34 protein-coding genes are annotated in these 25734 nt (G+C 59.0%); 24 read left to right on the top strand and 10 right to left on the bottom strand.

The window, feature by feature from the left end; all coding sequences use genetic code 11:
• The 4 genes from FQ192_RS18145 to FQ192_RS18130 all read left to right on the top strand — a co-directional run bounded on the left by FQ192_RS18145 (nt 1) and on the right by FQ192_RS18130 (nt 4648).
• Entirely contained in the window at nt 1-1374 is a 1374-nt protein-coding gene (locus tag FQ192_RS18145; RefSeq protein WP_149659800.1) for an acetyl-CoA carboxylase biotin carboxylase subunit, read from the top strand.
• Nucleotides 1371-2243 carry an allophanate hydrolase subunit 1 gene (locus tag FQ192_RS18140; RefSeq protein ID WP_149659799.1) on the top strand — a complete coding sequence of 291 codons (873 nt, stop codon included), beginning with the start codon at nt 1371-1373 and terminating at the stop codon, nt 2241-2243. The genes FQ192_RS18145 and FQ192_RS18140 overlap by 4 nt, the downstream gene beginning before the upstream one ends.
• Nucleotides 2240-3214, top strand: coding sequence for a biotin-dependent carboxyltransferase family protein (locus FQ192_RS18135; protein WP_149659798.1), 975 nt, complete (start codon nt 2240-2242; stop codon nt 3212-3214). The genes FQ192_RS18140 and FQ192_RS18135 overlap by 4 nt, the downstream gene beginning before the upstream one ends.
• Nucleotides 3215-3325: 111 nt before the next feature.
• Nucleotides 3326-4648: a cytosine permease gene (locus FQ192_RS18130; RefSeq protein ID WP_149659797.1), complete on the top strand. Its 1323-nt coding sequence runs from the start codon at nt 3326-3328 to the stop codon at nt 4646-4648.
• A gap of 120 nt (nt 4649-4768) precedes the next feature.
• Here FQ192_RS18130 and FQ192_RS18125 read toward each other — a convergent pair whose 3' ends face one another.
• The 3 genes from FQ192_RS18125 to FQ192_RS18115 all read right to left on the bottom strand — a co-directional run bounded on the left by FQ192_RS18125 (nt 4769) and on the right by FQ192_RS18115 (nt 6962).
• Nucleotides 4769-5098 carry a hypothetical protein gene (locus FQ192_RS18125; protein WP_149659796.1) on the bottom strand — a complete coding sequence of 110 codons (330 nt, stop codon included), beginning with the start codon at nt 5096-5098 and terminating at the stop codon, nt 4769-4771.
• Nucleotides 5099-5142: 44 nt separating this feature from the next.
• Nucleotides 5143-5712, bottom strand: coding sequence for a DJ-1/PfpI family protein (locus FQ192_RS18120; RefSeq protein ID WP_149659948.1), 570 nt, complete (start codon nt 5710-5712; stop codon nt 5143-5145).
• A 116-nt stretch (nt 5713-5828) separates the two neighbouring features.
• Nucleotides 5829-6962, bottom strand: coding sequence for an aminotransferase class V-fold PLP-dependent enzyme (locus FQ192_RS18115; protein ID WP_149659795.1), 1134 nt, complete (start codon nt 6960-6962; stop codon nt 5829-5831).
• Between the two features lie 406 nt (nt 6963-7368).
• On the opposite strand from FQ192_RS18115, the gene FQ192_RS18110 reads away from it, so the two are divergent.
• From FQ192_RS18110 to FQ192_RS18100, 3 genes are all read left to right on the top strand, one after another.
• Nucleotides 7369-8349: a fimbrial protein gene (locus tag FQ192_RS18110; protein WP_149659794.1), complete on the top strand. Its 981-nt coding sequence runs from the start codon at nt 7369-7371 to the stop codon at nt 8347-8349.
• 41 nt (nt 8350-8390) lie between these two features.
• Nucleotides 8391-8789 (top strand): hypothetical protein, encoded by a 399-nt coding sequence (locus tag FQ192_RS18105; RefSeq protein WP_149659793.1) that lies wholly within the window; start codon nt 8391-8393, stop codon nt 8787-8789.
• 532 nt (nt 8790-9321) lie between these two features.
• Nucleotides 9322-9645 carry a hypothetical protein gene (locus tag FQ192_RS18100; protein WP_149659792.1) on the top strand — a complete coding sequence of 108 codons (324 nt, stop codon included), beginning with the start codon at nt 9322-9324 and terminating at the stop codon, nt 9643-9645.
• 3 nt (nt 9646-9648) lie between these two features.
• On the opposite strand, the gene FQ192_RS18095 is transcribed toward FQ192_RS18100, so the two are convergent.
• A complete protein-coding gene (locus FQ192_RS18095) occupies nt 9649-10842 on the bottom strand; it encodes a M50 family metallopeptidase (RefSeq protein WP_178129157.1) in 1194 nt (397 codons plus the stop codon).
• A gap of 74 nt (nt 10843-10916) precedes the next feature.
• Nucleotides 10917-11279 carry a helix-turn-helix domain-containing protein gene (locus FQ192_RS18090; protein WP_149659791.1) on the bottom strand — a complete coding sequence of 121 codons (363 nt, stop codon included), beginning with the start codon at nt 11277-11279 and terminating at the stop codon, nt 10917-10919.
• Nucleotides 11280-11390: 111 nt separating this feature from the next.
• Here FQ192_RS18090 and FQ192_RS18085 point away from each other — a divergent pair, with 111 nt between their 5' ends.
• From FQ192_RS18085 to FQ192_RS18070, 4 genes are all read left to right on the top strand, one after another.
• Nucleotides 11391-12125 (top strand): SDR family NAD(P)-dependent oxidoreductase, encoded by a 735-nt coding sequence (locus tag FQ192_RS18085; RefSeq protein ID WP_149659790.1) that lies wholly within the window; start codon nt 11391-11393, stop codon nt 12123-12125.
• A 70-nt stretch (nt 12126-12195) separates the two neighbouring features.
• Nucleotides 12196-12795 carry an NADPH-dependent F420 reductase gene (locus FQ192_RS18080; protein ID WP_149659789.1) on the top strand — a complete coding sequence of 200 codons (600 nt, stop codon included), beginning with the start codon at nt 12196-12198 and terminating at the stop codon, nt 12793-12795.
• A gap of 84 nt (nt 12796-12879) precedes the next feature.
• Nucleotides 12880-13308, top strand: a complete 429-nt coding sequence (locus FQ192_RS18075; RefSeq protein WP_256672308.1) for a nuclear transport factor 2 family protein — start codon at nt 12880-12882, stop codon at nt 13306-13308.
• 47 nt (nt 13309-13355) lie between these two features.
• On the top strand, nt 13356-13769 hold the full coding sequence (locus FQ192_RS18070) for a nuclear transport factor 2 family protein (protein ID WP_149659788.1): 414 nt from the start codon (nt 13356-13358) through the stop codon (nt 13767-13769).
• 60 nt (nt 13770-13829) lie between these two features.
• Here FQ192_RS18070 and FQ192_RS18065 read toward each other — a convergent pair whose 3' ends face one another.
• Complete coding sequence (locus tag FQ192_RS18065) at nt 13830-14282, bottom strand: helix-turn-helix domain-containing protein (protein ID WP_149659787.1); 453 nt, start codon at nt 14280-14282, stop codon at nt 13830-13832.
• A 165-nt stretch (nt 14283-14447) separates the two neighbouring features.
• On the opposite strand from FQ192_RS18065, the gene FQ192_RS34475 reads away from it, so the two are divergent.
• The 3 genes from FQ192_RS34475 to FQ192_RS18055 all read left to right on the top strand — a co-directional run bounded on the left by FQ192_RS34475 (nt 14448) and on the right by FQ192_RS18055 (nt 16083).
• Complete coding sequence (locus tag FQ192_RS34475; RefSeq protein ID WP_256672307.1) at nt 14448-14804, top strand: NAD(P)H-binding protein; 357 nt, start codon at nt 14448-14450, stop codon at nt 14802-14804.
• A 69-nt stretch (nt 14805-14873) separates the two neighbouring features.
• The gene (locus FQ192_RS34470) at nt 14874-15386 is read left to right on the top strand and encodes a hypothetical protein (RefSeq protein ID WP_256672306.1); all 513 of its coding nucleotides are present in this window, start codon (nt 14874-14876) and stop codon (nt 15384-15386) included.
• Between the two features lie 76 nt (nt 15387-15462).
• Nucleotides 15463-16083, top strand: coding sequence for an NADPH-dependent F420 reductase (locus tag FQ192_RS18055; RefSeq protein ID WP_149659786.1), 621 nt, complete (start codon nt 15463-15465; stop codon nt 16081-16083).
• A gap of 64 nt (nt 16084-16147) precedes the next feature.
• On the opposite strand, the gene FQ192_RS18050 is transcribed toward FQ192_RS18055, so the two are convergent.
• Nucleotides 16148-16396 (bottom strand): hypothetical protein, encoded by a 249-nt coding sequence (locus FQ192_RS18050; RefSeq protein WP_149659785.1) that lies wholly within the window; start codon nt 16394-16396, stop codon nt 16148-16150.
• Nucleotides 16397-16601: 205 nt separating this feature from the next.
• Here FQ192_RS18050 and FQ192_RS18045 point away from each other — a divergent pair, with 205 nt between their 5' ends.
• Nucleotides 16602-17123 carry a GNAT family N-acetyltransferase gene (locus FQ192_RS18045; RefSeq protein WP_149659784.1) on the top strand — a complete coding sequence of 174 codons (522 nt, stop codon included), beginning with the start codon at nt 16602-16604 and terminating at the stop codon, nt 17121-17123.
• Between the two features lie 261 nt (nt 17124-17384).
• Here the strand turns inward: FQ192_RS18045 and FQ192_RS34465 are convergent, their stop codons facing one another.
• Together FQ192_RS34465 and FQ192_RS34460 are read right to left on the bottom strand one after the other, a co-directional pair.
• On the bottom strand, nt 17385-17933 hold the full coding sequence (locus FQ192_RS34465) for a transporter (RefSeq protein WP_256672314.1): 549 nt from the start codon (nt 17931-17933) through the stop codon (nt 17385-17387).
• The gene (locus tag FQ192_RS34460) at nt 17934-18287 is read right to left on the bottom strand and encodes a hypothetical protein (RefSeq protein WP_256672304.1); all 354 of its coding nucleotides are present in this window, start codon (nt 18285-18287) and stop codon (nt 17934-17936) included.
• A gap of 157 nt (nt 18288-18444) precedes the next feature.
• Between FQ192_RS34460 and FQ192_RS18035 the strand changes: the two genes are divergently transcribed.
• Nucleotides 18445-18771, top strand: a complete 327-nt coding sequence (locus FQ192_RS18035) for a hypothetical protein (protein ID WP_372242351.1) — start codon at nt 18445-18447, stop codon at nt 18769-18771.
• 60 nt (nt 18772-18831) lie between these two features.
• Nucleotides 18832-19221, top strand: a complete 390-nt coding sequence (locus tag FQ192_RS18030; RefSeq protein ID WP_149659782.1) for a cytochrome c family protein — start codon at nt 18832-18834, stop codon at nt 19219-19221.
• 158 nt (nt 19222-19379) lie between these two features.
• Here the strand turns inward: FQ192_RS18030 and FQ192_RS18025 are convergent, their stop codons facing one another.
• The gene (locus FQ192_RS18025; RefSeq protein WP_149659781.1) at nt 19380-20042 is read right to left on the bottom strand and encodes a glutathione S-transferase family protein; all 663 of its coding nucleotides are present in this window, start codon (nt 20040-20042) and stop codon (nt 19380-19382) included.
• 159 nt (nt 20043-20201) lie between these two features.
• Here FQ192_RS18025 and FQ192_RS18020 point away from each other — a divergent pair, with 159 nt between their 5' ends.
• The 7 genes from FQ192_RS18020 (at nt 20202) to FQ192_RS17990 (ending at nt 25648) form a co-directional block, all read left to right on the top strand.
• Nucleotides 20202-20603: a DUF1801 domain-containing protein gene (locus tag FQ192_RS18020; RefSeq protein WP_149659780.1), complete on the top strand. Its 402-nt coding sequence runs from the start codon at nt 20202-20204 to the stop codon at nt 20601-20603.
• Between the two features lie 134 nt (nt 20604-20737).
• Entirely contained in the window at nt 20738-22156 is a 1419-nt protein-coding gene (locus FQ192_RS18015; RefSeq protein ID WP_149659779.1) for an iron-containing redox enzyme family protein, read from the top strand.
• Nucleotides 22153-23091 carry a class I SAM-dependent methyltransferase gene (locus FQ192_RS18010; RefSeq protein ID WP_149659778.1) on the top strand — a complete coding sequence of 313 codons (939 nt, stop codon included), beginning with the start codon at nt 22153-22155 and terminating at the stop codon, nt 23089-23091. The genes FQ192_RS18015 and FQ192_RS18010 overlap by 4 nt, the downstream gene beginning before the upstream one ends.
• A 21-nt stretch (nt 23092-23112) precedes the next feature.
• The gene (locus FQ192_RS18005) at nt 23113-23388 is read left to right on the top strand and encodes a hypothetical protein (protein WP_149659777.1); all 276 of its coding nucleotides are present in this window, start codon (nt 23113-23115) and stop codon (nt 23386-23388) included.
• Nucleotides 23389-23493: 105 nt separating this feature from the next.
• Nucleotides 23494-24492 carry a bile acid:sodium symporter family protein gene (locus FQ192_RS18000; RefSeq protein ID WP_149659776.1) on the top strand — a complete coding sequence of 333 codons (999 nt, stop codon included), beginning with the start codon at nt 23494-23496 and terminating at the stop codon, nt 24490-24492.
• Nucleotides 24493-24614: 122 nt separating this feature from the next.
• Nucleotides 24615-24914: a hypothetical protein gene (locus FQ192_RS17995; RefSeq protein WP_149659775.1), complete on the top strand. Its 300-nt coding sequence runs from the start codon at nt 24615-24617 to the stop codon at nt 24912-24914.
• Nucleotides 24915-25150: 236 nt separating this feature from the next.
• Nucleotides 25151-25648, top strand: a complete 498-nt coding sequence (locus FQ192_RS17990) for a hypothetical protein (protein WP_149659774.1) — start codon at nt 25151-25153, stop codon at nt 25646-25648.
• The last annotated feature ends 86 nt before the right edge of the window (nt 25649-25734 follow it).

Here is a 25734-nt window from a genome sequence, read left to right as displayed (position 1 = left end):
ATGACGCAAGCCATTCATAAATTACTGATCGCCAACCGTGGCGAGATCGCCGTGCGGATTATCCGCGCTGCCAAAGCGCTGGGGATTCCCACCGTCGCGGCGTGCAGCGAGGCGGACGTCGACTCCCAGGCCGCGCGCATGGCCGATGAAATCCACGTCCTCGGCCCGGCCCGCGCGGATAAAAGTTACCTCAACGTCGAAGCCTTGCTCGGCGCCTTGAAAGCCACCGGCGCCAATGCCGTACACCCCGGTTATGGCTTTCTTTCGGAGAACGCCGATTTCGCCGAAGCGGTCCTCGCCGCCGGGGCGATTTTCGTCGGCCCGAGCCCGGAGACGATCCGGCGCATGGGCGACAAAGCCGAGGCCCGCCGCACCGCGCAAGAGGCCGGCGTGCCCGTGGTGCCGGGTTCCCCCGGTGAATTGTTTGACGTCGAGTCGGCGCTCACAGCCGCCGAAGCCGTTGGTTTTCCACTGCTGATCAAAGCCTCGGCCGGTGGTGGCGGACGCGGTATTCGCCTCGCCGAAAATGCCCAACAACTGGCAGAAGAATTTCCCCGTTCCCAGCGCGAAGCCCAGGCGGCGTTCGGCAATGGCGCGGTGTATCTGGAACGGTTTATCAGCAGGGCCCGGCACATCGAAGTGCAGGTCCTGGGCGACGGTCAGCACGCGGTGCATCTGTTCGAGCGCGAGTGTTCGCTGCAACGTCGACGCCAGAAAATCTTCGAAGAAGCGCCGTCGCCGGTCCTCAGCCAGCAGCAACGGGAGACGCTCTGCGCCAGTGCCGTGCGCCTGACCGAATCCCTGGGCTACAAGGGCGCCGGAACCCTGGAATACCTGTATGACGACGCCACTGGCGAGTTCTTCTTTATCGAGATGAATACGCGGATTCAGGTGGAGCACCCGGTCAGCGAATTGATCACCGGCATCGATCTGGTCCAGGCCATGTTGCGCATTGCCGGTGGTGAACCGCTGGGCTTCAAGCAAAGTGACATCCGACTCAACGGCGCCGCCCTGCAAATGCGCCTGAACGCTGAAGACCCGGCGCGGGATTTCTTCCCCAGCCCGGGGCTGGTCGAGGAACTGATCTGGCCGCAGGGCGAGGGCATTCGCGTCGACACGCACCTGTATCAAGGCTACCGCGTGCCGCCGTACTATGACTCGCTGTTAGCCAAGCTGATCGTGCACGGTGCGGATCGCGCCGAAGCCCTGGCCCGCGCGCGGGTGGCGGTCAGGCGGACCACGCTCACCGGCATGGCCAGCACCTTGGCGTTGCACGGCGAACTGCTGGAACAACCGTGGCTGCACAGCGCCGACTTCCACACCGGCACCCTGGAAACCTGGCTGGCCGAGCGCCGCAGCGGAGGTCAAGTATGAGCACGCCCATCCGCTACAGCTTTGGCGCCGATGAACATTTGTTCGCCGAAGTCAGCGACAGCATGTCCCTTGAAGCGTTCTTCAAAGGCCTGGCCGTCACCCGCGCGGTGGAACGGCTGGCACTGGATGGCGTGCTCGATATCTGCCTGGCCAACGCATCGTTCCAGATTCGTTTTGACCCGGATCGCATCGCCCCGCATACCTTGCTCGAAGCGGTCAAAATCGCCGAGGCCGGGGCCGTTGCCGAGCGTACGTTGCAGACCCGGATCATCGAGATTCCGGTGCTCTACAACGACCCCTGGACCCACGAAACCCTGATGCGTTTTCGCGACCGGCATCAGGACCCGAGCGCAACGGACCTGGAATACGCCGCACGCATCAACGGCCTGGCCGACGTCGAGGCATTCATTGCGGCCCACAGTGGTGCGCCGTGGTTTGTCTCGATGGTCGGCTTCGTCGCCGGGCTGCCGTTCATGTTCCAGATGGTCGAACGCGAGCGGCAGTTGCAGGTGCCCAAGTACCTGCGACCGCGCACCGACACGCCGAAACTGACCCTGGGTCACGGCGGCTGCTTCGGCTGCATCTACTCGGTACGCGGTGCCGGCGGGTATCAGATGTTCGGCGTCACGCCGGCACCGATTTACGACCCGCAGCAAAACCTGGCGTACCTGAAAGAGCACATGGTGTTTTTCCGTCCGGGCGACATCGTGCAGTTCAAACCGATGGACCGTGAAGCCTACGACCACGCGGTGGCCGAAGTCGAAGCCGGGCGCTTTGATCTGCGGATTCGTCCGGTGGAATTTTCGCTGGACGCGTTTCTGGCCGATCCCGTCGGCTATCCCAAGTCGCTGCAGGAGGTGTTGGCATGATCAAGGTCCTCAAACCCGGCCTCGCCACTTCGGTACAAGACCTGGGCCGCGAAGGGTATTACCACCTGGGCATTCCGCCCTCCGGCGCGCTCGATCAATACGCCTTGAGCGCAGCCAATCAACTGGTCGGCAATCCGGCGGGTGCAGCGGCATTGGAATGCACGTTGCTCGGGCCGGAGCTGGAATTTCAACAAGACGCATTGGTGGCCGTGTCCGGCGCGCACATGACGCCACGGGTCGATGGCGTGGAAATGCACCACGACACGGCGTTCGCAGTGAAGGCCGGGCAGGTGCTGCGCTTTGACTTTCCCAAGGCTGGCGCCCGTGCCTATCTGGCAGTGGCCGGTGGCATCGATGTGCCGGTGGTGCTCGGCAGTCGTTCGACCTATGCCCTCGGCGCACTCGGCGGTTTTCAAGGACGACGCTTGATCGCGGGCGACGAATTGCCAGTGGGCATGGCCAGCGGCAAGAGCCGCGTCGGCGCCAGTTTACCGATGGCGTTGCGGCAAGCGCTGGGCGGCGAAATCACCCTGCGGGTGGTGCCCGGTTTGTACTACCACCGCTTGACCGAATCGGCGGCGAAGAGCTTTTTCGCCGAGCCGTGGACGGTCGGCTCGGAAGCCGACCGCATTGGCTATCGCTTCAAGGGCGGCAGCGCGCTGAGCTTCCAGCCCAGGGAGCAACCGTTCGGTGCCGGTTCCGATCCGTCGAACATCGTCGACAGTTGCTACCCGATCGGCTCGATCCAGGTCCCGGCCGGGCTCGAGCCGATCGTGCTGCACCGCGATGCCGTGTCCGGCGGTGGCTACGCGATGATCGGCACGGTGATCAGCGCCGACCTCGACCTGATCGGCCAGATGCAACCCAACCAGAAGGCCCGCTTTGTCGCGGTGACCCTCGAAGAGGCGCTGGAAGCGCGACGTTCCTATAAGAAAAAACTCAGCTGCCTGAGCAAGCTGTTCCCTTCCTGATTCTGCCCGCCGCACAGCGCGGGCCATGCCAAACGGTAAGCCAACGCCGCACTTCGGTGCGGTGGCGGCTGCCCGCGCTTCAACCTTTGACTGGTTCTGGAGTTCACGCATATGGCTGCTTTATCGCAATCGAGTCAAACCGGGCAAGACCCGGCCAATCAACCCGTCCCCGCCGAAGCGCGCATGGGGCGACTGTCCCTGACCATGGCCTGGTGGGCGGTGTGCAGCGCGATGTTCTACATCGTGGTCGGCGCATCACTGGCGTTGTCGTACGGCGCCCGCAATGCGCTGATCGGCATGCTCCTGTCGGTGATCAGCTACGGCTTGGTCAACAGCGTGCTCAGTCGTTTCGCGATTCGCAGCGGCTTGTCGGTGGCGTTGTTTTCGCGGCTGTTGTTCGGCAGCACCGGGGCGTGCCTGGCGACCTTGATCTTCTTTTCCACGGCGATCTATTACGCGGTGTTCGAAGGCTCGGTAATCGCCGTCGCGCTCAATCACCTGTACCCGGAACTGGTGTATCCGCTGGCGGCGTTGGCGGTGGTGCTCTACAGCGTGCCGATGATCCTGGGCAGCGTGCAGCACTGGCTGGACAAGCTCAACGGCGTGCTGCTGCCGGTGTACCTGGGCGGCTTGCTGGTGGCGGTGGGGCTGTCGATCAGTCGTTATGGCTACCAGCCGCAATGGCTCGACTTCGGCCCGGCCACCCCCAGCGCCTTCGGCTGGTGGGACTGCTTCGTCGCCTACATGGGCGTCTGGGTGCTGATGCTGTTCACCTTCGACTACGCGCGTTTCGGCAAACCTGAAGACGCCGAGTACCACGGTCGCTGGAACTTCGGCATGCCGTTCTACGCCGTGACCTTCCTGCTCAACGGCGCGGCCGGCATCTACCTGGTCAGCAGCATTCCCCACGACGGCGCGCTGAACGAAGTCTCGGTGGTGATGGCGATTCTGCAACTGATGGGCCTGTGGGGATTGTTGTTTGTCTGGGCCACGCAAACCCGGATCAACACGGCCAACTACTACTTGGCGACGTTGAACATGCAGGCGTTCTTCGGGCGGTTTGGCATTCGTGGTTCGTACCTGATGTGGGCGTTGGTGGTCGGGGTCATTGTGTACGGCTTGATGCTTGCCGATGTGTTTGCGTACATCCTCAAGGCGTTGGCTTATCAGGGGATTTTCGTCGTGGCCTGGGTGGGCGTGGCGTTGGCGCAGATTCTCTATGGACGCAGTGATGTGGCGGCGCTGGAGCGGGTGGCCGCGTTCAACCCGGTGGGCTTGACGGCCTGGTTTGGCGCGACGGGATTGGGGCTGGCGTTGATGTTTTCTGGTGGTGATTTGGGGAGTTTTTCTGCGCCAGCCACGGTGATCACTGCGTTCGCGTTGCAGGTGGGGTTGTCTCATCGGAGCCGGTTGCGGTTGCCGCTGGCGGAGTAGGGGAGCAGGCATTGCTTTTGGTCGTTTTCAGCCGGTCGTGACGGGCGGGAAGCGGCCAGAAGTTGCCATGGCGCGTCGAGATTCAGGCACAAAGTCGGACCTCGCCTTGGACCGCGAGGATCAATTTAAATAGCCTATCGCTCCCAGAGCCTCAATCAAACGCAACATGGCTGGTTTTTCGGCCGGTTTTTCGCCGACGCAACACACGTCCGGGTCGCTGAGAGAGCACCAAACCGACACCGGGTCGCCTACCTTCAACCCGTAGGAGGCTTTACGGAGCGTTGCGGTTGACCAAGCGTCAATGGTTTCGTTGAGAGACTTGTGAAACCGCTTCCCATTGGCGCTATAGCTGAAGCTCATGAACGGTGCTCCAATCCACGATCCCTCACTTCCAACAAAGGTTACATAGCCTCGTACCACTTGCCCCACAGGCACGTCGCCAGCGCTCATAAGCTATCTCCTGAGAATGTGCCCGAAATGCAGGGACGGCGCGGTCAACCATGTTCCGCTGCCAACATTGATCTGAACTGAGAAATGATCTCTGAAGATAGCCCGGCACCTTCGAACACTGCGCAGGTGAAGCTAACGGGGGCGGTGCCTGGAGCCGTGATGATGCGGTCCGCAACCACAGCTGCTGGGCTGTTTCGATAAAGCGAGCGCCCTTCATAACCTACGGCCTTCTGTTGTAAGAAGTCAGCGCTGTTCGAGGTATGAGCAACCGTGTCGAGAATCCCGGCCCTCGCCAGTGCCAGCGTTCCCCCACAGATACCGGCAATTGTCGCTCCACTTGAACGACTGGCATGAAGAAAGTCTCGAATATCCGGTGCTTCTGCAGATTCCCAGACCATTCCTCCAATGACGACAACAACGTCCGGTTTCCAGTCCAGACATTGATGCAAACTGCTATCGACCGTTACAGCTAATCCACCCTGCGAGCGGAACTGCCCCGTGGCAGGAGCGAAAAACCTGACGTCGATCCCGTAAAACGGGGACGCAGTTCCGGCAATGAAAGCATATTCCCAGTCCGCAAAACCGGGTGTCAGTATCAATCCCACGCGTGCCATCAGCCAAAATCCTCCATGAATGCCAAAAACAAACATACATCAAGGACTGTTTTGGGTCGCAGTCCTTTGCGACAGTCCATTAAAAAGGAAAAACACATCAGTCCCTTTTTTAGCGTTTAGTTAACCATCACCTCGTCCAGTGCCTGCTCGAGGGTGCTGACCGTGCGCTCGATATTGTGCAGCTTTTCGAGTCCGAACAGACCGATGCGGAAGGTCTGGAAGTCGGCCGGCTCGTCGCACTGCAACGGCACTCCGGCGGCGATCTGTAGGCCGTGTTCGGCAAATTTCTTGCCGCTCTTGATGTCGGCATCATCGGTGTAGCTCACCACTACGCCAGGGGCCTGAAAACCGGCTGCGGCGACGCTTTTGATGCCTTTGCCGGTCAACATTGCGCGCACCCGATCGCCCAGAGCCTGTTGTTCGCCGCGGACCTTGTCGAAACCGTAGGCTTGCGTCTCTTTCATCACTTCGTTAAATCGCGCGAGGGAATCGCTGGGCATGGTCGCATGGTAGGCATGTCCGCCCTGTTCGTAGGCCTGCATGATCTGCAGCCACTTTTTCAGGTCGCAGGCGAAGCTGCTGCTTTGCGTCTGTTCGATGCGCTCGAGGGCCAAGGAACTGAGCATTACCAGTGCGCAGCAAGGGGAGGCGCTCCAGCCTTTCTGCGGTGCGCTGATCAGCAGGTCGACTGCGCATTTCTGCATATCAACCCAAAGCGTGCCTGAGGCGATGCAGTCCAGCACGAACAGGCCACCCACCGCATGCACGGCGTCGCCGACGGCCCGCAGGTACTCGTCGGGCAGGATAATCCCTGATGAGGTTTCAACGTGGGGGGCGAAGACAATCTGCGGCTTCTGCGCCGCAATGGCTGCCAGCACTTCGTCCAGAGGGGGTGGGGCGTAGGCAGCCTGGTGACCAGTCTCGACCGGTCGGGCTTTCAGCACCGTGGTGGCCGCCGGGATGTTGCCCATCTCCAGGATCTGGCTCCAGCGATAACTAAACCAGCCGTTGCGTATCACCAGGCATTGCTGGTCGGTGGCAAACTGTCGCGCCACCGCTTCCATGCCGAACGTACCGCTGCCCGGGACCACCGCAACCGCCTGGGCGTTGTAGACCTGCTTCAGGGTCCTGGAAATGTTCTTCATCACGCCTTGAAATGACTGCGACATGTGGTTGAGCGAGCGGTCGGTGTAGACCACTGAGTATTCGACCAGCCCCTCGGGATCGATATTGGGATATAGCTTTGACATGGCGTGACTCCTTTGGCAGAGATCTCAGTGGTATCGACCCTGCCCTAAGCCTTGGCAAATGACAAGATTGCTCAGGATGAATTGCGACTTCTGACGAGCGGCTGGCATCCTCAGGTCGATTACTGGACGTAGTAACGCTCGCAGGTGGCTGCTGAGTTGTGGGAGGGTGGGCTTTAAAAATTCCTACCTCCTTACGTTCGGTCGATAACGACCAGTTGCGAAGGGCAGCAGTCGACCCAAAGCTGACGTTCGTCGAAGAGGCATCGGTGCCGGAGGGGACAGATGACCGTGCATCCTACAGAGCTGCAGGGCGTCATCCGACATAAGCCTCGGACCATTCCTACAAAGTTGATCGACCATTTATAATCTAATCCCTTCCCAATGTATTTAGAGTGGAGGGCGTGCAGTGGTTCGCTTCGTTATTATCTTTTTTCTCATGTTTTATTATTCTGCGGGCGCGCGTGCTGCCGGCGCATCTCCAGCATGTTATTTTGATAATCTATATTCGCGTAGTGTCATGACCGGTGATTTCGCGTCCGCGAAGCTCCACGAGGTGGTGGGTTACTTCGAATATGGTTGGACTGTTAGCAATTGTGACAATGTACCAGGCGCGCCGTATGGGAGTGCGGCCTATGTTGGATATTACGGTCCTGGAGGTATTAGCGACCCTTATTGTACGTCGACGATCAGTGGCATCTATCTTGATGTGTCGCCTTCTTACTGTCGGGTAGATGCTCCATTCGGGTCTATGACGACAGTGATTAGAATTGATCAGCCGTTTCCGCAATCTGGATATATACGGAAAAATTTTGTTCGAAATCAATATCAACTTTCCGCGCCTGGCAATTACAAACTGGGACCTAAGCTGAACACTCTTTATTTAGGTTGGTATAGGGGGACTACAACCCCGACGAACCCTTACCTTCATGTATTGTTACACGCTGGCGATGAGGGGCCTGCCATTATTACCACCTGCTCCCTGGTAAACACAGATATCTTGGTCAACTTTGGCGAAGTTTCGGAGGCGAACGCGTCAGAGCCGTTTGATATTGAGTTCTCGGGATGCACCAATCAGGCTGACACCAAGCGCTTTAATGATTCGGTTTCCTTAAGCTTTGTATCTGACGATATTCGTGCTGACGGTTCAGCACTATTAAATAAGTCATGTGCCAACTGCGCTAAAGGACTTCAGATAGCATTGAAGGATGGCAAAGGAACACCGATTAATCTATCCAGGAGCTACAAGTTATCGAGCAATGGTTCGTCGACGATCAGTCCCACCGGTTTGAAATATGGTTTTATCGCGGATCTACAACGAAACCCAGATCAAGCACTTTCTGGTGGTAACATCAACACAAACCTAACCTTTGTCACGAGTATTGAATAAGTAGCGGTCTTGCTTAAGTTTAATATCATTGGATAATGAAAATGTGTAAATTTAAAGTTTGGCTTATGGGGTTGTTTGTTTTTCTGCTAGTCAACACGGCACTGGCCAATTCCAATACCGCAGAAACCGCTAGCAATTTGCTGTGGCGTTTGGGCCCAAGCGGTGAGAGTGTCGTTGTTCAAAACACGGGAGCCTTTCCCATTTCAATGTCGCAAGTGGTTACCCAACGAAGAAATGAAAAGGTATTGCTCGCCGAGCAGCTAACGTTGGCCGCCGGAGAGCGAAGGGTTATCCCTGTCACATCTATTTCATTCGGCACGTCGCTGTTCTTCAATATCCTCAACGACAGAGGCGATCAAGAACATTTCCAGGCGGCCTTGCAAAGTGCCGCAAGCACTCCTGCGGTGCTGGCATTCGATCCGCGCCCCGTTATCGATTGATTCCGCTTCTCTTCTCCGGCCGTATTGGAGCTACTTGCTGAGGTGGCTTCGTTCGCGGTGCGGGCACCTCCTATGTTTTTGACTTGGTTCCCGACGACGCTCGACGTCTGCGATTGGCCGAAATCGGTCCCTCAGCGGCTGAATAAACGAGGCCCAGCTTCAGTGAATACTTTCACCACATTGCTTCCTTCCGAGCGAAATTTCCGGGCAAGGTCTTCGGAAATTTCCTTCAAATTGTGGCGGTTTTGGTGAACTGGTACGCGGTGGATTCAATCGATAGGCTTTGGTGCTCGCTGCATATTCAGCGGCAGGGCGTAGGAACCCTTTAGTAGCATCGGTAATGCGTTAGCAATCGAAGTCAGATTTGCGGCCCGCCATGTGCGCCCGTAATATCCGTCGCGGCGGCTATGCGCGGGCACGTTTCGGCGTGGTCGAGTTTTCCGATGCTCGGTATTCCTACCCCGCGTATAGCTGCCACCCTAGCCTGTAGGAAGGCTGATGGCAGCTTCCATTTCTCATCGGAAGCTTAAAAATGCCAACACTACATCCTGATCCACCTTACAAAAAACCAACTCCCCACCCCGAAAGCCGCTTCATGGCGCTTACCAGCAACTGCGACGACATGCCCACCCTGTTCGTCGACACCCACGCGCCGCTCGATGTTTTGTATGACGCCGCCAATTACCGAATCCGCGCCGTAACCCAAGCGCTGGAAAACCTGTCCATGCGCGGCTCAATCGAATGTGAATCCTTCATCCTCAGCGACTTTGCCCTGCTGTGCGCCATTCCATTACGCGATGGGTGTGATGTGCTGGATGTGCTTGGGCGGCGGTTGCGGGCATTGCCGTCGGAATAGCGTCTAGCGCTGTTTTTGTGGCGAGGGGGCAAGTCCCCTCGCCGCAGGACAAGACACGCACTCGGGCTCCAGATCCTTGCTTTGCACCGCTGCCGGTAATGCCCGCAGGCTGTCCGCCAGAAGTGCCTCGCTGCGGCTTGTCGTAGCTACCACGCTGTTGTTCGCAGCTGATAGCGCCTGCTGCAAATATTGTTCACCCAGTTGCAGGTCTCCCTGCAAAAACGCCCGCAGCGCCGCACAGCGTGGACGCAGCCAAGGGTTAAACCAGTCAAGGTCGCTGTTCGCCCAATCGTCCCACAGGTGCCTCGCGTCCTGTTCTAGATAAGCGCGGACGAAAGCGAACTCAACGCGCAACAGAGTGATCAGCGTGCCCATGCCGTTGAGTGACTGCGCATATTCCTGCAACACCGCCTCCAGATTCTGCTCCAGCTGCGTCGCCGCCCGGAAATCGCCTCGGTCCAGCAAGGCGCCAAGGCGGTAGCCGATGGCAATCAAGGGTTGAGGCATGGCGCCTTGGGACAGCTGTGCAATGTCGGTTTCCGGCAGTTGCTCGCAGGTTACTCCTGCCACTGACATTGCCAGCAAGCGCACCTCGGCCAATTCGGCACGCTGGTCGTCGCGGTGCAGCCACCAGGCGATAAGGAGCATACCGTCGCTGTGCAGAATGCGGGAGGTTGGCACCAGATTAGCCAATGCCATGCTCAGGTTAAGCATGGCAAACGCCAGGAAAAATGCTGACATTAGCCCACCGGTGAGCCAGCCCAATCCCGCTGAGGCCAGGCCCATGAGCAGATTGGCCAAGGGCCCCATCAGCACAAACCACAGCATCTGCTGGCGCAGCGGAAGCTGACAGTTTGTCGCCGCCATTACGTAGCCGCCGAGTCGACGACCCTTGAGCTGTGGCGACCAGCGAATCTGCCAACTCCGGCGTCCTACCTGAACCTCCACGGCGGCGACTCGCATTATCAACACCGGCATGTGATGCAACCTGGCGCCCAGGTAATGACCGCCTTCATGCACGACCAAGGCAACGACACCTAACCCCGACGCCAAGATCATCGACAAAAACGGTTGTAACTCGGAGCGCAGGTGCAGCCCCAGAATCACCCCTGCGCCTATCCAGCCCGCCAAGCCCATGAGCACCTGCAGAAGGCGCAATAGGCTATTGAGAACGACCTGCGTCCTGCTGATTTTCACTACAGCCCTCCTTGAGCTTGCAACCGGCGCAATAGCTCCGGATTTTCCAGACGCTTGCGACAGTCAGCATCCTGCTATGGCAAAGCGTCGCGCTTGGCGAAGATGCTTGCCATTTGCGCCGCATTTTCGGTTCCCCAGGTGCACAGCGGCATGATCGCGTCAGCCAGGCTGCGACCCAGCGGGGTCAACGCGTAGTCCACGCGCGGCGGCACTTCTTTGTAGTCGGTCCGCACCAGTACGTGATCGGCCTCCAGATCCTTCAATTGCTGGATCAGCACCTTGTCACTGACGCCCGGGATCAAACGCTTGAGCTCGCCGTAACGTTTCGGGCCGTCGCGCAGGAAAAACAGGACCAGCGGTTTCCACTTGCCCGAGATGATGCGCAGCGTGGCGTTGAGCCCACAACCGGTGCCACAGATTTCAGAAGTCGTCGTCATTTTTTGATACTTACCTAAAGGTGCATACTTGTCCTTAGGTTATCAGCGCTGCATCCTCGTCTCAAGCAAGCAATTCCCTGCTTGGCACAACTCCAACGAAGGATGCACGACATGACCAGACTGAATGGAAAGACCGCCGTGATCACTGGCGGCGCTACCGGCATCGGCCGCGCCGCTGCAAAACGCTTCATCGAGGAGGGCGCCTTTGTCTTCATCTTTGGCCGCCGGCAGGAAGCGCTCGATGCCGCTGTCGCCGAACTCGGGCCCAATGCCCGTGCGGTGAAGGGCTCGGTGTCCGAGCTGGCCGACCTCGACCGACTCTACGCGGCGGTGAAGGCCGAGCGCGGAACCCTCGACATCGTCTTCGCCAACGCCGGGGCGGGAAGCCAGCTTGCGCTCGGCCAGATCACCGCCGAGCACATTGACGAAACCTTCGACACCAACGTGAAGGGGACGATTTTCACCGTCCAGAAGGCGCTGCCGCTGATGGGCAAAGGCGGTTCGATCATCCTGACCGGTTCGAGCGCCGGCACCACGGGCGCCCCGGGAATGAGCGCCTACAGCGCGAGCAAGGCGGCAGTGCGCAACCTCGCGCGGACCTGGGCCGAGGACCTGAAGGGCACCGGCATTCGGGTAAACGTGCTGTCGCCCGGGGCGACGGCGACCGAACTCGCGAAGGAAGCGCTGGGCGAGGAGGGCCAGAAAATCTACGCCGCGATGACGCCGCTTCAGCGCATGGCCGATCCGGCGGAGATCGGGGCCGTGGCCGCCTTTCTCGCGTCGCCGGACAGCAGCTTCATGACCGCCAGCGAAGTCGCCGTTGACGGCGGTCTTGCGCAACTCTGACGCCCTACGCCCAGGCGCTCCATTCGATGATTCGGAGCGCCTTAGAACGCTATAAACCTCAGGAGAATATATGAGCTACGCAATTATCGGCTTCGGCAATATCGGCCAGGCCCTGGCCAAGGCGTTTGCCCGCAATGGCATCGAAGTAGCCGTGGCAACCACGCGTGAACCGGAAAGCTTTGCCGCTGCCGCTGCCGCGATCGGCCCCCAAATCATTGCCAAAACACTGGCGGACGCGGTCAAGGCGGACATCATTTTTCTGGCTGTTCGTTTCGAGTCGCACCCGGACGTCGCGAAGGTGCTGCCGAGCTGGAAGGGGAAGACCATCATCGATGTGACCAATGCCTACGGCGTGTCCCCTGAAGAACTGGGAGGAGAGCCTTCTTCCCGAGTCGTCGCGCAGGCTTTTACGGGTGGACGACTGGTCAAGGGCTTCAACCATTTGGGCGCCGCCGTCCTTGGCCAGGATCCGGCCGTAAAGGGTGGCAGGAGAGTCGTGTTCCTGGCCAGCGACGATGACGGCGCCGCAGCGCAAGTGGGGGCGATTGCAGAAAATCTCGGTTTCTCGCCGATCAAGCTGGGTGGGCTTTCGGAAGGTGGGCTGCTGGTGCAGGCGCGCGGAAATACCTGGGGTCAACTGATCTTCAAGGACTTGGTCAAGTTCGACTGATAAATCTCGATCGCAAATGTTGAGGGCGGTCCTGGCCACCACTTATGTGGCCAGGTCAGTACTCAATAATGAAGGAGAGGAATGATGATGCTTGATAATGAAAAAATAGTCAGAGAGCTCTGCGCCGCCGCGGAAGGGCAAGGAACGGATATCGAGAAGTTTGTTTCCATGTTCTCTGAGGAAGGGTACATGTGGGATATGGCATCCGGCATGAAGTTTCGCGGGAAGGCCATTGGTGAGTCTATCGCGGGTATGGTCAGTGCGTTCCCCGATGTTCACCGTGAGATATTTAACATCCATGTTGCGGGAGACGTCGTCGTTGTCGAACTCGCGATTCGCGGCACGCACAAAGGTGATCTGCCTCTTCCTTCAGGGACGCTGGCTCCCACGGGCAAGAAGATAGATGTTCCGTCATGCGATGTTTTTCACCTCGAAGGCGGGAAGGTCATTTCTTTCCATTGCTACAACGAGGCTTCCGCGATGCAGCAACAACTTGGCCTCGTCCCCGGCTGAATGACCGCCACCACGCAATCCGATGCAAGCGCAATGGAGACGTCTTTATGAGCATTCAAGAGAATATCCAGGTTGTGAAGGACTTTTTTGCAGCAATGGGCGGCGGCGATAGGCAACGTCTGCTGGCGTTGTGTGCCGAAGATTTCGAGTGGATCATTCCGGGGGAGGATTGGCCGCTGGCCGGCACATACCGCGGGCACGTGGGATTGGCGGACGTGCTTCAGAAGGCATCCGCTGAACTGGAAACATCCATGGAGCCCCCCGAGTTTGTAGCGCAGGGCGACCGGGTTCTGGTTGTCGGCTTTGCGACGGGGAAAGTCAAAGCCACGAACCGGACGTTCGAGGACTATTTTGTCTTCGCCATCACTGTGCGCAATGGCCAGCTGGCGAACATCCGCGAGTATGTCGACACCCAGGCATTGGCGCGGGCCTCAGAAAGGGTCGCGAGCCCAAGGCCCTGAGTCATCAGGACCGATACCCACTCATTTACGCGCCGTGAAAAGGCGCGTTCGCCGCCTTGTTCATCTCCCACCCTCAGGAAAAAGGCACCCGCCATTGCGGACCAGCGCCTTCACTTCCTCGCTCGCCTGCATGGGGTTTTGACTGAATCGAGCAACCAGATCCTCCTGGCGTCGCACGTACGACTCCGAATCATGCTTCGCGCTCCAGAGCACAATGTTGATCACAATAGGAATGAGGTCCAGACCCTTCTCGGTCAAGGTGTAGAAGTCCTTGCGCCTGTCGTCGGGGCTGGGCGCCTTCGCGAGAACGCCTTGCTTCTCAAGAAAGGCCAGTCGGGAAGCAAGGACATTGGTCGCGATTCCCTCTTCCGATTTCAAGAAATCGCCATACGTTTTCTTTCCTACAAAAACGATGTCGCGAATGATCAAGAGCGACCATCGGTCGCCGAAAATCTCCACGCCGTAGTTCACCGCGCAGTGGGATCGAAAGTCTTCTTTAAGAGTTGTCTTCATGGCGGGATCTTAGCATTGCTTGCATGTCGCAAGTAAACCCGGCAGATCACTTGCGTTTTGCAAGTAAAGCGACCAGCATGGATCGTACGTTGAATGAGTGCCATCTCGGCTGAGCGTTCCCGGTGAACCACTTCTCGCATCACATCACGCATATGGAGTCGTAACATGCACGTTTTAGTCACTGGCGGAACCGGCCATATCGGTTCTTACATCATCCCCGAGCTCATCGCCGCCGGCCACGAAGTCACCGGCCTGGCCCGGTCCGACAAGTCCGCGGCTGCGCTGATCGCACTCGGCGCCAAGGTGCGTCGCGGGGATATTTCCGACCTCGAGGGGCTCAAGGCTGCGGCGGCGGACGCCGACGGCGTTATCCACGTCGCGCACCGGCAAGACCTGCTGCCCACTGGCGGGATCGACGCCGTCGCCGCTGCGGAACTCCAAATCATGCTCGCCTATGGCGAGGCACTGGCTGGAAGCGGCAAGCCGCTGATCGTCTCGGGGAGCATCGGCGCGCCTGGGTAGGAAAACCTGGGCCGACCCGCCACCGAGGAAGACCCATCACTTCCCGGCGGCGATGCGTACAAGGGGACCTTGCGGGTTCGCAACATCGTCGAAACCACCGTGATCGGCCTGGCTGAGCGGGGCGTGCGGTCGGCGATCGTGCGAATTCCTACGATTGCGCACAGCACGACCGACGTCGCCTTCCTTCCATTGTTGATCGGGCTGGCGAAGGAAAAGGGCGTCATCGGTTATCCGGGAGAAGGCGCGAACCTGTGGCCGGCCGTGCACGCCCGTGACCTCGCCGTCTTGTTCCGCCTGGCGCTGGAGAAGAGTGAGGCTGGCAAATATTGGCACGGGGTCGAGAGTGAGGGCTTCCGGTTCCGCGAGATCGCCGAGGCCATTGGTAGCCGACTGGGCGTGCCGGCCGTGAGCATTCCCGCGGACGTACTGATGCTGCCGGGATACTTTGGATTCCTCGCGAATCTGGTCACGCTGAACCTCCCGGCGTCCAACCTCATCACCCGCCAGACCCTCGGCTGGGAGCCTGTTCAGCCCGGCCTGCTCGAGGACCTCGACAACGGCCATTACTTCCCGGCCGGTTGAGTTCGGCAGGCTGCCGGGTCGCAACTGGCCCGGCGGACATCAATGAGCAATACCCTAATTCACGAGGAGACTGCACATGAGCACTATCAGCATTATCGGTTCAGGAGGCATGGCTGCGGCGATCGCCGGTCGTGCCGCCAGAGCTGGACATGCCGTTGAGGTGATGAGCCGTGACCCCGCCAAGGCGCAGGCGCTGGTCGATAAGCTTGCGGCCGGAGCGACCACAGGGACGTATGGGGCTGCGCCGGCCGGCGACATCGTCATCCTCGCCGTGCCATACACCGGTGCGGCGTCGGTGGTGGCTGAGTACGGAGACGCGCTCGACGGCAAGGTGATCATCGACATCACCAACACAGCCTCTCCGGACCTCACGGGCCTCGTCTCTCCCGCCGGCAGTTCGGGTGCGCAAGAGATCGCCAAGGTCGCTCCCGCCAGCGCGCATGTCGTGAAGGCATTCAACACCCTCTTCGGCCACGTCCTTGCCAAGGGAGGCCCCCTCGACGCGTTCATCGCGGCCGACGATCCGCAGGTCAAGGCGCGCGTCTCGACGTTCATCGAAAGTCTCGGGCTGCGTCCGTTGGATGTCGGTGGCCTGCACATGGCCCAGACGCTCGAGGCGCTCGGCCTGATGATGATCGGCCTGGCGAAAAACGGCGCCGGCACTTGGGACATCGCCTTGAACGTCGATATCGGCTGAATCGCCGACAGCCGCAACACGGCATTAGGAAGCTAGGGCGTAAAGCCCTAGCAGATAGCAGATGTCACTTTTTCTTTTTCGCCGGCTTATCGGCCTTCTCTGATTTCTTAGCCTTGTCTGGCTTGCTATCAGCTTTTTTTGCAGATTTCTTTGGTTCGGCATCTTTTTTCTTGTCTTTCTTGTCGGAAGATTTCGAAAGAGCCGACGCCGCAGCTGATTTCTTTGCTGGTGATGATTTTTTGTCCTTCAATTCCTTGCTGGCTTTTGAAGACTCACCTTTGCTTTTCTTCTCGTCTTTAGCCACGTTGACCACCTCTCGGAGTCTGTTGGTATTGGCAAATTGCCTGTGGGATTACCCACCTGCTGATCATTAGGCGAGCGCGTCCAAAAGCGGTTCAAATTTTTTGATGCAAGGTCTTCGGAAATTTTCTTCAAGTTGTGGTGGCACAGCGCCCCCTCATGTTCCCCTTCATCATTCTTAGGGGACGATGAGGTTTCGCTATTTACCAAGGAAGGTCATGAACATTCGTCTGACGGAAACAAAGGACTGGCGGCTATTGAAGCAAATCCGTCTTGCCGCGCTGTTGGACGCGCCGACAGCGTTTGGCGTGAGTTACCAAACGGCGGCCAATTACACGGACGACCAGTGGAAAGAGCGCGCTTCGTCCACGGGAACGCAATTCTGGCTGGCCCTCAAGGACGATCAACCCGTGGGCATGATCGGAGCCGGGGTCAGTCAGGCGAATCGCTTCAACCTGATTGGCATGTGGGTTGAACCCGCCGCACGCGGTTCTGGCGTGGCCGCTCGGCTGGTTGAGGCGGTGAAAACCCGGGCGATGGAAAAAGGTCATGACCGCGTTTACCTCGACGTCTCGCCGGACCTGGCGGCGGACGAGTGGGTCAGCCCGGACGTGAAGCAAGCCCCGGCTATCTACCCGCCGAAAACGGTCCTGAAAAAACTGTTCACCGTCGAAGACCTGCCGCCGGCCATCGCGCGGTTGACCACGCGTCTTTGGAACAAGCTGAAGACCAATACCTGAAACCGTTGGGCAATTTGTCGCGAGCAGATCCTGTGTAGGAGCGAAGCTTGCTCGCGAAAGCGGTGCGTCAGGCACCCTCAATCCTGGATGTGAAACCGCCATCGCGAGCAAGCTTTGCTCCTACGGGGGAGAGCGTGTCACCACCCATCCCTGTAGGAGCAAGGCTTGCCCGCGAAAAGGCCCTGTCAGCCACCACCCAATTCGACGATCAGCCCCGAGCCACCGCCCCTATAGCGGCACCACCAACGTCACCCAGGTGTTCTAGCCCTCGGCACGGTTCTCGGCATCGAACTCGTAATAACCCTTGAGATTGGCGTACCACAGCGCTTTGCCAACCTTGAAGAAATGCCCGGCCTGTGGCCCGACCGCACTGACCTTGGATTTGAAGTCACCCTGGGTGGCGCCACTGCCGCTGTCCCCCGTGACCTGGTGGTAAACGTAGCCGACCACGCCCAGGTGGGTCTGGCTGGTGATGAAGTGCGAAGCGCTCAAGTCGAGGTGGGCGTCGATGCCGTTTTTGTAATCGATATCGGTGTTTTCCCAGTTGTAAGTCATGCCTGCCACGGCGGAAAACTCGTTGGTTTTGTCGAAGTAGGTGTAGCCGCCCCCCGCATCCATCGAGGCATGGCCCAGCCCGGTATTGACCAGCCGATCCGGGTCGTAGGCGCCGACGGGAAGGTTGCCCATGCTGTACGCCATGAAATTGTGCACGCCGTGGTTCCACTTCAACGTGCCCAGCAGATAAAGGTCACTCGCGCCCTTGAGGCTATCGTCCGTGCCCCCCGGAAAAGGTCCGCCCGCGCGGGCCAGTCACGTGGCATCGACACTGGCCTCGGACCGGCCCACGGCGGCGACCATCGACACCGCCGCTTGGGCACCCAGCAGCGGTTCGGCGAAGGTGTAGGTGGGGCTGGCGAACAGCAAATCGGCTTTCGCATCCAGCCCCACGGTGGTGCGGCCGCCCCGTGGAAATGGCTTGCTCCCGCCCTCGCTGGCGCTGACATGGTAGTAAATCAGCGGCATGCTCCAGCCCGGCTCGGTCGGTGCCGCCGCCAGTGCACCGAACTGGCCGGGCAGCCAGAAACTGATGCCACCGTCATCCGCTTGCACGGTGATTGCCGGCAACATGGCCATTAGCCCAATCAGTGTTTTTGTTTTTGTCATCGGGGCCTCATTTGTCGACCGTTATTGGAGTCATCCATGCACGGGAAGCAAGTGTAGGCGAGGGTACGGATTTGGCATTGGCAGATAAGGCATTTTGCTGGCCCCCAAACCCTCGACTAATCGCCAGAATCGCCGCACTTTCAGATGGTTAGGTGACATTCAATTGCGCAATCTAGTGATCTCGCTGGCCCTGGCGAGCGTTGCCGTCGCGGTCGAGGCCAAAGAGCTGAAGCCCAATGATCGGTACATGTGCAGCTGGGGCGCGGGGACGGCGGCCAGGGCTCAGGAGCTGAAACTGCAAGGTGTTTCGCTGTATGCCGCCCGCCAGAAGATCCAGGTCTACAAGTTCAACAAACCGTGGATGCACATGATGGCCATGGGCATTACCGAGCAAACCTACGACAGCAAGTCGCGGTTCAAGCCGGAAGCGATCCGCAAGAGTTTTTATGAGGACTGCGTGCGCTACAAATTGGCGCGTAAATGATGCTTCGGTCCGGGCGCCGGTCGTGATGAAATAGCCGCTCGTTTTTTCGAGAGCCGCTATATGAACCAGGCTGGCGTACTGACTATCGCTTTATTGCTCACCACAGGATTGTTCGGCAACGGGGCTCACGCGGCCGGCGATGCCGAAGCGGGCGGGAAACTGTTCACCCGCACCTGCGGTGGCTGCCATCAAGTCGGCGAATCGGCGCGACCGGGTTTTGGCCCCGTGCTCAACGGTGTGATCGGCCGCACCGCTGGCAGCACCGAGGGCTATCAATATTCAGAGGCGATGAAATCCTCCGGTGTGGTCTGGACCCGCGAAACCCTGGCCAAGTACATCGAAGACCCCAAAAGCGTGGTGGCCGGGACCCGGATGATCTTCTGGGGCATCAGCGATCAGGAAAAGATCGAAAACCTGCTGGCTTACCTCGAGACTTTTCAGGCGCAGTGATCCTTGTGGCGAGGGGGCTTGCCCCCGTTCGGCTGCGGAGCAGTCGTAAACCATGGTACTTGGTAGCCCTGACACACCTCATTTTCAGGTTTTGGGGCCGCTCCGCAGCCCAACGGGGGCAAGCCCCCTCGCCACAGTTATTGTGTTAGCCGTACGGATCACCGGAACCGCAACGGTATCGCCTCCGCAAACGGATAAAACTGAAAATACGGCTTGGCTTCATCGATGACCCGCTGCACCGACGGCCTCTGCATCAACCGCTCAAAATAGGCGCTCAAGTGCCCGTAGTCATTGGGGAACGGCACCAGCGTACTGGCGTAGAACAACGCCGGGACCGCCGCGCAATCGGCCAGGCTGAACGCCTCGCTGGCGACCCAGATTCTCGACGCCATCCGCCGCTCCAGCATCTGGTACGCCGTGGTCAGCAGGGCGCGTTCCTTGGTCAAATCGCCATGGGCGGCGAACAGGCGGTCAGCCACGATCCGTTGCATGGGCCCCTGCACATAGTGATCGAAAAACCGGTCCCACAAACGCGCCTCCAGTGCGGTCTCCCACTCCTGCGGAACCAGGCGATGCGGGCCGGGATAACACTGGTCCACGTACTCGATGATGATCGTGGATTCCGGCACATCCTGCTCGCGCGCGTGATCATGGATGACGGGGAACTTGCCGATCGGCCACAGCGCCTGAAGCTCCGCCCGGTCGGCCTCGTCGGTCAGGTCAACGATCCTCTTCTCGAACTCGACGCCATTTTCGTACAGCGCCGTCAGCACTTTGTGGCAGAACGACGAGAGCGGATGGTAGTAAAGAGTCAGCGGCATCTTTCGGTCCTCGATGAACGTGTGCAGCCCACGACGTTGCAATTATCGGCCGAGGTTGCCGGATGCGCGAGGCGACAGGCCCAGCGGTCGTGGCGCCTGGAGAAAAATCTTGCGTCGGCAATACTCAACAGTCGGCAACCCACACGAGCGAGGCCCACCATGAACCAGGAAACGGACGCAGAGGAACGCGGCGCGGCCTCTTCGCAAATCGACGGGATCATCACTGGGCTGGGCGATTGGCGGGGCAAGACCCTGGCGCAGGTCCGCGCGCTCATCCACAAGGCCGACCCCGACGTGGTCGAGGAAGTGAAGTGGCGGGGCGTTCCGGTGTGGTCCCACGCCGGCATCATTTGCACCGGCGAGACGTACAAGTCCGTGGTGAAAATGACCTTCGCCAAGGGGGCGTCGCTGGAAGACCCTTCGGGCCTGTTCAACGCCAGCCTTGAAGGCAACACCCGGCGGGCCATCGATATTCGCGAGGGCGAAAAAATCAATGAAACCGCGTTGAAAGCGTTGATTCGCGAGGCGGTGAAGCTCAATACATCGAAACCGGTGAAGTGAGCAAAACAAGGGATATATGGCCGTCCACCGGACAGCCGTGAAATTAAATGAATGTTCCGAAGCGAGGTGAATCGTAAGAATTAGAGCGGCGAAATGCCGGGATTCCTTGAGATTTGACACTGCCAGGTGGACCTATGACCTCCCTTCAGACCCTTACAGGAACGCCAATAGGTCATCCTGCGGTAGCCGACGGCGATCCGGCAAAAACCGTCTATGACGCCTTGATGCAACCGAGCGAAAAATTACGCCAGGTCGACGTTACCGATTTTCTACAGCGAGAACTGGCCCGCGCCGACCACGCAAACGGTGAGGTGCCGACCACGCCGGAGCAACTTGAAGGCTGGATCGAGCAAGGTGTGGCGAGGGTTGCCGAGCAGTATTCGGCGTACCTGCAAGAGCGGCATGCGGGCGGCCCCCGGCGATTTTTCAGCGGCCGCAGTCATGCGATGTTTTTCCTGCAGCATGTCGCGCCGACCAAACGGGTGGACGGCGCCTGGCTTTACGGGCTGTTGCCGCATTGGGCGGACTATCGGTTTCATGGGTTGATTCGCACGTACCTGGAAGAGTTGGGCGACGGCGACCCCGCGCTCAATCATGTGGCGCTGTATCAAAAACTGATCGCCGATGTGGACTGCGACCCCGGCTATTCGCTGGCGGATGATTATTACGTGCAGGGCGCTATCCAATTGGCGCTGGGGCAGCATGGCGCGGCGTTTCTGCCTGAAGTAATCGGCTACAACCTGGGTTATGAACAGCTGCCGTTGCACTTGCTGATCACCTCGTTCGAGTTGAATGAACTGGGCATTGATCCGCACTATTTCACCTTGCACGTGACCATCGACAATGCCAGCACCGGCCATGCGCGCAAGGCAGCCCAGAGCGTGCTGTCGCTGATGCCGATGGGGGCCGAGCGTGATGAGTTTTATCGGCGTGTCGTGCAAGGCTACAAGCTCAATGAACTGGGGATTGGCTCGACGGCGGTCATCCAGTCTTTCGACCTGGAGCAGGAAGTCATCGCCATGCTCGAACGCAAAAGATCGTTCGGCCAGCACATGCACTCCGACTATTGCCGCCTCGAAGGTCGGACCATCAACCAGTGGTTGGCCACGCCGCATCAGATCCCGGCCTTTCTTGAGGCCTTGCTGAAAAAAGGCTGGATCAAGCGCGATGAAGACCCCGCCAATAGTCGCTTCTGGACCTTGATCGATGGCGCAGGCGCGCCGATGTTCGGGGTGTTTTCGGGCTATGAAAAACAGCTGCTTTGGGACTGGATTGCCGGCGAGCGGGTGGTCGAAGAAAGCGCGACCAACGCTTTTCGATTCCAGTTCAGAGGCAAGTCCTCCGGGGCACTGGAAGTCCCGACTTCGCTCGTGCAAACCGACCCGGACCTGCAAGGGTTGATCCGCGATCTCAAGCACTGTGCGCCCGGTGAAAAGATGTCGTTGCTCAAGGATTTCATGTGTCCCGCCATGCACGCGACACCGGCCGGGCTCTATGCCACCCGTGAGTTCGTCAAAGCGATGAGCGAGAACATCAAGGGGCTACCGGCATGAATGGACAGCAGGCAGTGTTGCAACTGGGCCATTGGTTGCGCGAAAGCAACTACAGGTTCGTGACGCCGACACCCGTCACTCATCAACGGGTCAACGAGCGGAAGGGCAACGCTATCGGCAAAACATTGCGTGATGCGTTTGGCTGGAACCGGCCCTTTGAACCGAGCTTGCTGCCCTCGAACGTTGAGCAGGAGTTGATCGAAGCTGGGCTGCTGGAACGCGACCACCTGCGACTCAAAAGCACGGTCAGATGGTCGTCGCTGGATAACCTGTTGCTGGTGCATTCTGCCTTTCCGACCACCCAGGAAGATTCGGTGTTCTTCGGCCCCGATACCTATCGTTTTGCGCAAACGATCGAACGGCATTTGCGCTCAACCGTTGGCGACATCCAGCGCGCGGTCGACATCGGCTGCGGGACCGGCGCCGGCGCGATGCTCATCGCCCGGGCGTGTCCCCAGGCTGAAGTCCTGGCGGTCGATATCAATCCCAAAGCGCTCGACTTCACCCGGATCAACGCTGAATTGGCAGGCTTGAAGAACCTGGCCTGTCACGCCAGCAATGTGCTCAACGAGGTAGAAGGGCGCTTCGACCTGATCGTCGCCAACCCGCCGTACATGAAGGATTCCCGGCAACGCGCCTATCGACATGGCGGTGATGCATTAGGCGCCGACCTGTCCGTGCGGATCGTCCGCGAATCGATTGAGCGGTTATCCATGGGCGGGTCGCTGGTGCTGTATACCGGCGTCGCCATTGTTGATGGCCAGGACCCGTTTCTCGCGTCAGTGCAAGCGACGCTGGACCGCCCGGCGCTGGACTGGCAGTACCGGGAACTCGACCCGGACGTGTTCGGAGAGGAATTGCTGGAGTCGGGTTACGAGCAGGTTGATCGAATTGCCGCCGTTGAGCTGATCGTCACGCGACGACTACCGGTGTAGTTCCTTTTGCAGGATACCGTCATGAAATCATTCAAAAACTTGCTGACCCTGGCTCAAGAACAGCGGCTCTACGCGCTGGATGCCTGGCATCGTGCACTCGACAACTGCGCGCTGCGCATGGAATGTCCCGATGCCTACCATGAAGAGCTGCTGCGCCAGGCCGATGAAATGGATCGCCAAGGCATCGTGAATTGGGAGGAGTGGCGTGACCTGCGGGTCGAGGCGGATGCGGCGTATTTGCGGGCAGTGGCGGGCGGGGATTACCACCCTGGGCTGAGCCGAGTCCGATTAATGTAAGCATATATGTCCTTTTGCCGACATCTACTGGCTTGTTGGCGTTAGTCGGTCATGGGACGGCGCGTTAGAGTGGCGACACTGTTCCTGGCGCCCGGATACCTGAAGATGACCCGTCCCCGTTTCTTGCCCGACAACTTCACCCTGACCCTGATCAGCGTGGTGATTCTCGCCAGTTTTCTGCCCGCCAGCGGCCAGGTCGCGGTCGGCTTTGGCTGGCTGACCAACCTTGCCATCGGCCTGCTGTTCTTCCTGCATGGCGCCAAACTCTCCCGCGAATCGATCATCGCCGGCGCCGGCCACTGGCGCCTGCATTTGCTGATCTTCAGCCTGACCTTTGTCCTGTTCCCCTTGATTGGTCTGGCGCTCAAACCGGTGCTGTCGCCGCTGATCGGCAAAGACCTGTACATGGGCATGCTCTACCTCTGCGCGCTGCCCGCCACCGTGCAATCGGCGATTGCCTTCACCTCGCTGGCGCGGGGTAACGTGCCGGCGGCGATTTGCAGTGCGGCGGCGTCCAGCCTGTTCGGGATCTTCCTTACGCCGCTGCTGGTGACGTTGCTGCTCAATGTGCACGGCGATGGCGGCTCGACCCTCGATGCAATCCTGAAAATCAGCGTGCAATTGTTACTGCCATTCGTGGCTGGGCAGATCGCTCGTCGCTGGGTCGGCAACTGGGTGGCGCGCAACAAGAGTTGGCTGAAATTCGTCGATCAGGGCTCGATCCTGCTGGTGGTCTACGGTGCGTTCAGCGAGGCGGTGAATGAAGGCATCTGGCACCAGATTCCGCTGTGGGAACTGGCCGGGCTGGTGGTCGCTTGCTGCATCGTCCTCGCGTTGGTACTGGTCGCAGCCACCGTGCTGGGCAAAGTCTTCGGCTTCAATCAGGAAGACCGCATCACCATTCTCTTCTGCGGTTCGAAGAAAAGCCTGGCGACCGGGGTGCCGATGGCCCAGGTGTTATTCGCGGGCAGCACCTTGGGTGTGCTGATTTTGCCGCTGATGCTGTTTCACCAGATTCAATTGATGGTGTGTGCAGTGTTGGCCCAGCGTTATGCCAATCGCCAGGAAACGGTCGCTGAAATGATGGGGCAGGTTGACCCTTGAGGGCTCGGCCTGTGATTGCTCAACGATGATTCATCAAGATGCCGACAACCTGTTTCAATTTGTTGCTGCGCCCACTGTTTGTTGTTAGATTGCGCGCCTCAAAAATGAATCAGGGAAGAGTGATGTTTATTATTTGGCAAGGATGGGGCGTTCTTTCGATCATTATCCCGTTGGTCTGCATGATTCCTTTTGTAGGGCTCTTCGGCGGGTTCGGTCTGGGTTTCGGTCTGTTGGTGGGCGCGGCCGTCAACGCCTTCGTTGGCCACAAACTGAATAACCAGCCGGGCAAAACCTACATTGATCCAGCCACCGGTGGCGAAGTCGTCTTTCGCAAGAAAAACACGTTGTTCTTTGTGCCTATGCAATATGTGTCGGTGTTGTGGGCATTGATTGCTGTCTTCGCGCTGCTTAATGCGCACTAAGCGCACTGCGTAGAACTGATGCACGTGGCATCTACTTTCGAAGTAGGCGCCACGCAGTTATTTGGGAACGTCTGAAGTCGCCGCGTTATTTCTTTGATCACGGCCCTTACTTCAAAAAGGCAGGGTGCAATAACGTGGTTATCCCTTCGCTCAAGACCTCCATATCCCCTCGGCCAGCGACACTTTTACGTTTGTTGTGCGCCTTCATCGTAGTGTTTACCTGTAGCCATCAAGCCTTGGCTGCGGACCTGCCGCCAGCCAGCGTCGACGTATTGGCATGGCCGCGCCTGTCTTCCAGCGAGTTTGGTTGCTACCTGGAGAAGACGCTGGGGCATCGTGACAAGCGCTTCAACTGCGCCTTGAAAGGCTACGAAAATCAGGGCGATCCGTGCACCAACGCTGCGGCCTACGCAGAAGGCCCCGAGTTTCCCGCACGCCTGGCTGCCCGGGTTCACCCGCTCGCGAAGGACGTGGAACTGAGCTGGGAGCATGGGGAGTTGCAACAGGTCACGCTCGTGCTCAAGGGCACGTTCAACGAGGTCGAGGTCCGAAGGGCGTTCAAGTTGCCGCGTGCCGAAGCCTATTCGTTATCCGAAGCGGAGCAGGGGGCCTTGCCGGAAAACATCATGGACACCAGTGTCCAGGCTGACTCCTCCAACGGGCTGACGTTGGTGATGTTGACTGGCTTCGATCACATGGGCGCAGGCGATGTCGATTGCAATGCCGATGAGTGAATCGCCGGTTCAAGGCTGGCCACTTTTTCGATAACCCCCCCGTTTGCCGCTACACGGCGGCCCCGAATTTACCGCAAGGAAGCGTT

It is taken from the genome of Pseudomonas sp. ANT_J12 (assembly GCF_008370045.1).
GTDB lineage: Bacteria > Pseudomonadota > Gammaproteobacteria > Pseudomonadales > Pseudomonadaceae > Aquipseudomonas.
The sequence above is the reverse complement of the archived record's forward strand: the minus strand, read 5'-3'. Positions and strand labels throughout refer to the sequence as shown.